The 5,205-nt window shown below is 61.6% G+C and carries 6 protein-coding genes; 5 read left to right on the top strand and 1 reads right to left on the bottom strand.

Going from position 1 to position 5,205, the window contains the following annotated elements; genetic code table 11:
* From tssI to CAG25_RS26680, 5 genes are all read left to right on the top strand, one after another.
* Window positions 1-1,342: type VI secretion system tip protein TssI/VgrG (gene tssI, locus CAG25_RS26700; RefSeq protein ID WP_143515460.1), on the top strand; the 1,342-nt coding region annotated here is incomplete at its 5' end.
* Window positions 1,339-1,914, top strand: coding sequence for a DUF4123 domain-containing protein (locus CAG25_RS26695; protein WP_085610224.1), 576 nt, complete (start codon window positions 1,339-1,341; stop codon window positions 1,912-1,914). The genes tssI and CAG25_RS26695, both read left to right, overlap by 4 nt.
* A 111-nt stretch (window positions 1,915-2,025) precedes the next feature.
* Entirely contained in the window at window positions 2,026-2,541 is a 516-nt protein-coding gene (locus CAG25_RS26690; protein WP_064382008.1) for a GNAT family N-acetyltransferase, read from the top strand.
* A gap of 37 nt (window positions 2,542-2,578) precedes the next feature.
* Window positions 2,579-3,619 carry a GSCFA domain-containing protein gene (locus CAG25_RS26685; protein ID WP_085610223.1) on the top strand — a complete coding sequence of 347 codons (1,041 nt, stop codon included), beginning with the start codon at window positions 2,579-2,581 and terminating at the stop codon, window positions 3,617-3,619.
* Complete coding sequence (locus CAG25_RS26680) at window positions 3,588-4,277, top strand: hypothetical protein (RefSeq protein ID WP_178076435.1); 690 nt, start codon at window positions 3,588-3,590, stop codon at window positions 4,275-4,277. The genes CAG25_RS26685 and CAG25_RS26680 overlap by 32 nt, the downstream gene beginning before the upstream one ends.
* A gap of 43 nt (window positions 4,278-4,320) precedes the next feature.
* On the opposite strand, the gene CAG25_RS26675 is transcribed toward CAG25_RS26680, so the two are convergent.
* Window positions 4,321-5,190 (bottom strand): TauD/TfdA family dioxygenase, encoded by an 870-nt coding sequence (locus CAG25_RS26675; protein WP_039771066.1) that lies wholly within the window; start codon window positions 5,188-5,190, stop codon window positions 4,321-4,323.
* Window positions 5,191-5,205 lie beyond the last annotated feature (15 nt).

Raw genomic sequence — 5,205 nt, 5'->3', positions numbered from 1 at the left:
CTACCCCGGCCGTTTCACCACGCGCGAGCGCGGCAAGTTCCTCTCGACCCGCGCGCTGGAACGCCATCGCAGCGACTACAAACTCGCCGAAGGCAAAGGTGACGAACCGACCCTGACCAGCGGCCACTTCATGACCCTGGCCGAACACCCGCGCGCCGAGTGGAACGATTTGTGGCTGTTGCTGGAAGTCTTTCACGAAGGCAAGCAGCCGCAAGTACTGGGCGAAAACGTCACCAGCGACGTCACCGACAACAAGACCGATTTCCACCAGGGCTACCGCAACTCATTCGTGGCCACCCCGTGGGACGCCCACTACCGCCCTGCCCTCGAACACCCGAAACCGAAAGTCCTCGGCAGCCAGACCGCCATCGTCACCGGCCCCGCTGGCGAAGAGATTCACTGCGACCAGTACGGCCGCGTGAAAGTGCAATTCCACTGGGACCGCGACGGCCAGGCCGACGACAAGACCACCTGCTGGCTGCGCGTCGCCAGCGGCTGGGCCGGCGCAGCGTACGGCGGCATCGCCATCCCACGCATCGGCATGGAAGTGCTGGTGACCTTCCTCGAAGGCGACCCCGACCAACCATTGGTGACCGGCTGCCTGTACCACAAGGAAAACGTCGTCCCCTACGACCTGCCGGCGAACAAGACCCGCAGCACCTTCAAGACCCTGAGCTCACCGGGCGGCAAGGGCTATAACGAATTCCGCATCGAAGACAAGAAAGGCGTTGAGCAGATCTACATCCACGCCCAGCGCGACTGGGACGAAAACATCGAGCACGACCAGAAGATCCGCGTCGGCAATGAACGGCATGACATCGTTGAAGCCAATGTTTTAAGTGAATTCAAGGTCGAGGAACACCGCATCACTCACCTGGACCGCAAGAGTGAAATGCGCGCCAACGATCACCTGACTGTCGGCGTGACCCAGCATGTGAAGGTCGGCACCGGGCAGTTCGTGGAGGCGGGCACGGAAATTCACTACCACGCCGGCGACAAGGTCGTGATCGAGGGCGGCATGGAACTGACGGCGAAGGCTGGCGGCAGTTTCGTCAAGGTCGACGCGGGTGGTGTGACCATCAGTGGTGCCGAGGTAAAGGCCAATACCGGCGGTGCGCCGGGTGTGGGTTCCGGAATTGCAATTCTGCCGCCCGTCATTCCCTGGATAGCCGACAGCGATAAAGCCGGACAACGGCTGACCGCCGCTACTGCTGCCACTGCCCCCCGTATTTCTGCTGTCGAACTCAAAAAGGCCCGCATACAGCGCCAGGATCGCCAAGCCAGATCTCTGAAACAGGCGGCCGAAGACGGAAAGCCATTCTGTGAGATCTGTTCGAAATGAGTGCCCCGCATGAATCAGACCTGAGCCTGGTCACATGGCTTGTTCGGGAGCTGTGGAGCGCAGGGAAAGGTCCGCAGGCACCGCAGGTATATGCATTGCTGGACGGAGCTCGCGATGACCGAATCGAACCCATGATCCGTTTGAGCAATTCCGATTTTACCTGCCTGTATGCAGGCAGTCTCACTCCGGCGCTGTCTGCCGTTGCCCCCTATCTGGTGCATCTTGATCCTGATCAAGCGTTCACCGGTTCACTGCTTGATGTGGGATGGGGAGCAAGCTGGGGGTATTTTGTCATTGCACCACCCGATGTTTCCCTCCGCCAGTTACGCCGTCACTTTCGCACCTTACTCAAAGTAGTGGACTTCGAAGGCAATGAGCTCGCCTTTCGCTTTTACGACCCGCGAGTGCTGCGCACCTACTTGCCGACCTGCATGCCGGAAGAACGTAAAGCCCTCTTCGGGCCTTCTCTGCTTTTCATCGCAGAATCAACAACGCAGGACTCACTGGATGCCTACTCTGCCGCCCCCTCTATCGAATACACACGGCAGTTGAAGCCTAACAGCCTTAAGTAAACGGCAGGTTTAGTAAAAACATTGAAACCACCGAGCAGTACAGATCATTGATCTTTGCCCCGGCACCAAGTAAAAAACCTCTTTCCTTTCCACCTCTGCAAGGTGCACCGGATGCTCGAACTCACCACGCAACGCCTGGACCTGCGCACGATGGTCGAATCCGACTGGCCGCTGTTCCTCAGGCTGCATTCCGAGCCACAGACCATGCAGTACGTGTTCGGTGAAATCGCCGAAGAACAGGTGCGCAAAGGCTTCGAGCATCGGCTTCCGGCTTGGGGGCCGCAGTCGGATCACTGGTTGTGTCTGGTGGTGACCGACAGGGCCAGCGGGCAGGAGCTGGGAGTGACCGGTTTTCGCATCCTGTCGCCGGGGCATGCCGAGGTGGGTTGCCTGCTGTTACCCGAGCATCAGGGCAAAGGCTTTGGCACCGAGTCGCGGCAGGCGATCATCGACTATGCCGCCGCCATCGGCCTGGACTCATTGGAGTCGACCGTGACCGACGGTAATATCGCGTCCTGCAAGGTGTTGGAGAAATGCGGTTTTGTATTCGAACGCCGCGTGCCGCAGGCCTATCAGATTGGAGATCGGTGGTTTGACGACCTGATCTACCGCTATCAAATCAGTTGACCCCGTTTTATCAGCGACCGCCAAGGAGGCCCTCGTCGTGAATCCTTATCAATGCCTGCCACCCCGCGCTTTCTGGCGCACCGCCGTGGCTGACAAGCCCGCGCTGAACATCGATCAACTGTGGACGCCACAATTCGAGATCGGCACCAAGGACGCCATCGTCACCGCTGGCTCGTGTTTCGCCCAGCACATCGGCCGGGCGCTGGGCGAACGCGGCATGAACTGGCTGGACGCGGAACCGGCCCCGGCCGAACTGCCCGCAGCCGACTGGAAGGCCCACAACTATGGGGTGTTCTCGTTCCGCACCGGCAATCTGTACACCCCGGCGATGCTGTGCCAATGGCTCGAATGGGCCTTGGGCGTGAGCCTGCCCCCCGACGAAACCTGGGCACATGACGGGCGATGGTTCGACCCATTCCGCCCCGCCGTGGAACCCGACGGTTTTGCCAGCGAGGACGCGCTGTTCGCCTCGCGTGAAGCCACCCTCGACGCCATCCGCAGCGCCCTGCGCCGAGCCAAAGTGTTCGTGTTCACCCTCGGCCTGACCGAAGCCTGGCAAAACCGCCAGACCGGTCTGGTGTATCCCGTGTGCCCCGGCACCGTGCGCGGCACTTTCGATCCGCAGCTGCACCGTTTCTGCAATTTCGGCTTCATGGACACCTATGGCGACATGGTGCGGGCGCTGGAATTGATGCGTTCGATCAACCCGCAGCTGCGCCTGCTGCTCACCGTGTCACCAGTGCCCCTGACGGCGACGGCCACGGGCGAACATGTGCTGAGCGCCACCACCTATTCCAAATCGGTCCTGCGCGCCGTCGCCGGGCAGCTGTGCGAAGACCTGCACGACGTCGACTATTTCCCCTCTTACGAAATCATCACCGGCACACCGTTCAAGGGCGCGTTCTACCAACCCAACCAGCGCGAGGTCACGCCCGAAGGCGTGGCGTTCGTCATGCAGCAGTTTTTCGCCGGGCTCGACGCCGTTCAACCGCTGCAAACGCCGGCCAGCATTCCCTCCACCTGCGTGTCCAGCGAGGAGCTTGTCTGTGAAGACGCCGTGCTCGATTACTACGCCTAGGTTTCTGCTGCTGGGCGACTCCCATGCCGGGGTCATCGGCAAGGCCGCGCAGGCCCGTGAGTTGCCGTTCAGCGGCGGCCCGCTGGGCACCGGCCGGGATTTCGCGGTGGATTTTTTCAGCCTGACCCGCCATGACGTGCTGTTTCGCGAGGCCGAGATGGAACGTCTGTATCGCCAGGCCCTGGCGCCTTTTGAAGTGCCGCAACTGGCGAAGGTCGGGGTGCCGCTGGTGAGTACCATTGGCCTGAGCCTGCACTACCTCGCCACCGCGCCGAACTGGACCTGCTACCAGACACCGGACGGCGAATTCGACGAAGGTTTTCTCGCCGGGCCCCTGTTCGAATCCATCGTCGACACCTTGTCCAAACCTGCGCTGGCGTTCTATGAACAGGCCCGGGCGATGAACCTCAAGGTGTTCGCCGTGCTGCCGCCGCAACGGGTGCCAGAGCTGTCCGATCCGCGGGTGTTCATGGCCGCGCAGGCGCTGCTGATCGAGCGCCTGCAGGGGCTCGGCATCGAGCTGATCGATGTGCGCGCGGCAGCGAATGATGAGCTGGGTTTTCAGCTTCCGGCGTACTGCGAAGTGGATGACCCGCTGCACGGGAATCTGGCGTTTGGCGAGTTGATCGTCGAGCAGTTGCTCAAACAAGGTCTGTAAATGAGCGGTGGGAACGGCGCCCGCTCCCACCGTTTTTTTAGACTCAAGCCTTGGGCTGCGTCCCCAGAATCGTCACCCGCTCGCCATACCGCGAGTGCGGGAAATAATCCCAGACCGCATGGTGCTGGGTGCAGCGGTTATCCCAGAACACCAGGCTGTTCGGCGCCCAACGCACGCGACAGCTGAGGACCGGCTCCCGCGCCACCAGATCGAACAGCATGTTCAACAGCACCTGACTTTCACCGCCGGACAACTGGACGATGTGCGACGTGAACCCGGAATTGACGAACAGTGTTTTACGCCCGGTTTCCGGGTGGCGAACCACCACCGGGTGCTCGGTTTTCGGCAGATTGGCCGGCGCCTCATAGCCCTTCCACGGAATCGCGCCGTCGTGGATCGCCGTCAGTTCGCCAAGAAACTGCTGCATCGTCGGCGACAGCATTTCCAGCGCCAGGTGCATGTTGGCGAACAGCGTATCGCCGCCCGTGCCGATGGCCGGGGTTTCCTTGACGTACAGCATCGAGCCCATGGAAGGCGCCAGATCGGCGGTACCGTCGGTGTGCCAGGTTTCGCCGGCCACGTAGCGCGATTGCGCATTGGCGCGGATCACCACCAGCTCCGGGTCATCGCCGTCGATGTCTTCCACCGGCAGCGCCCGCAGCTCACCGAACAGCCGGCCAAACGCCTTGTGTTCGTCCACCGTCAGGTGCTGATCGCGGAACACCACCACGTGGTTCTCCAGAAAGGCCCGGCGGATTTCCGCGAGCTGCTCGTCGCTCAGCGGCTGCGAAAGATCGACGCCGCCGATCTCGGCGCCGATGATCGGCGTGATCCGCTCGACCGTGATGTGTTGATACGGCGCACGCCGTTCGGCGGCGATGCGCTCGATTGCCTTGAGTGCCAACTGATCCATGTTCCCTCACCTTTT

It is taken from the genome of Pseudomonas sp. B16(2017), from assembly GCF_002113205.1.
Taxonomy (GTDB): domain Bacteria; phylum Pseudomonadota; class Gammaproteobacteria; order Pseudomonadales; family Pseudomonadaceae; genus Aquipseudomonas; species Aquipseudomonas pharyngis.
The sequence above is the reverse complement of the archived record's forward strand: the minus strand, read 5'-3'. Positions and strand labels throughout refer to the sequence as shown.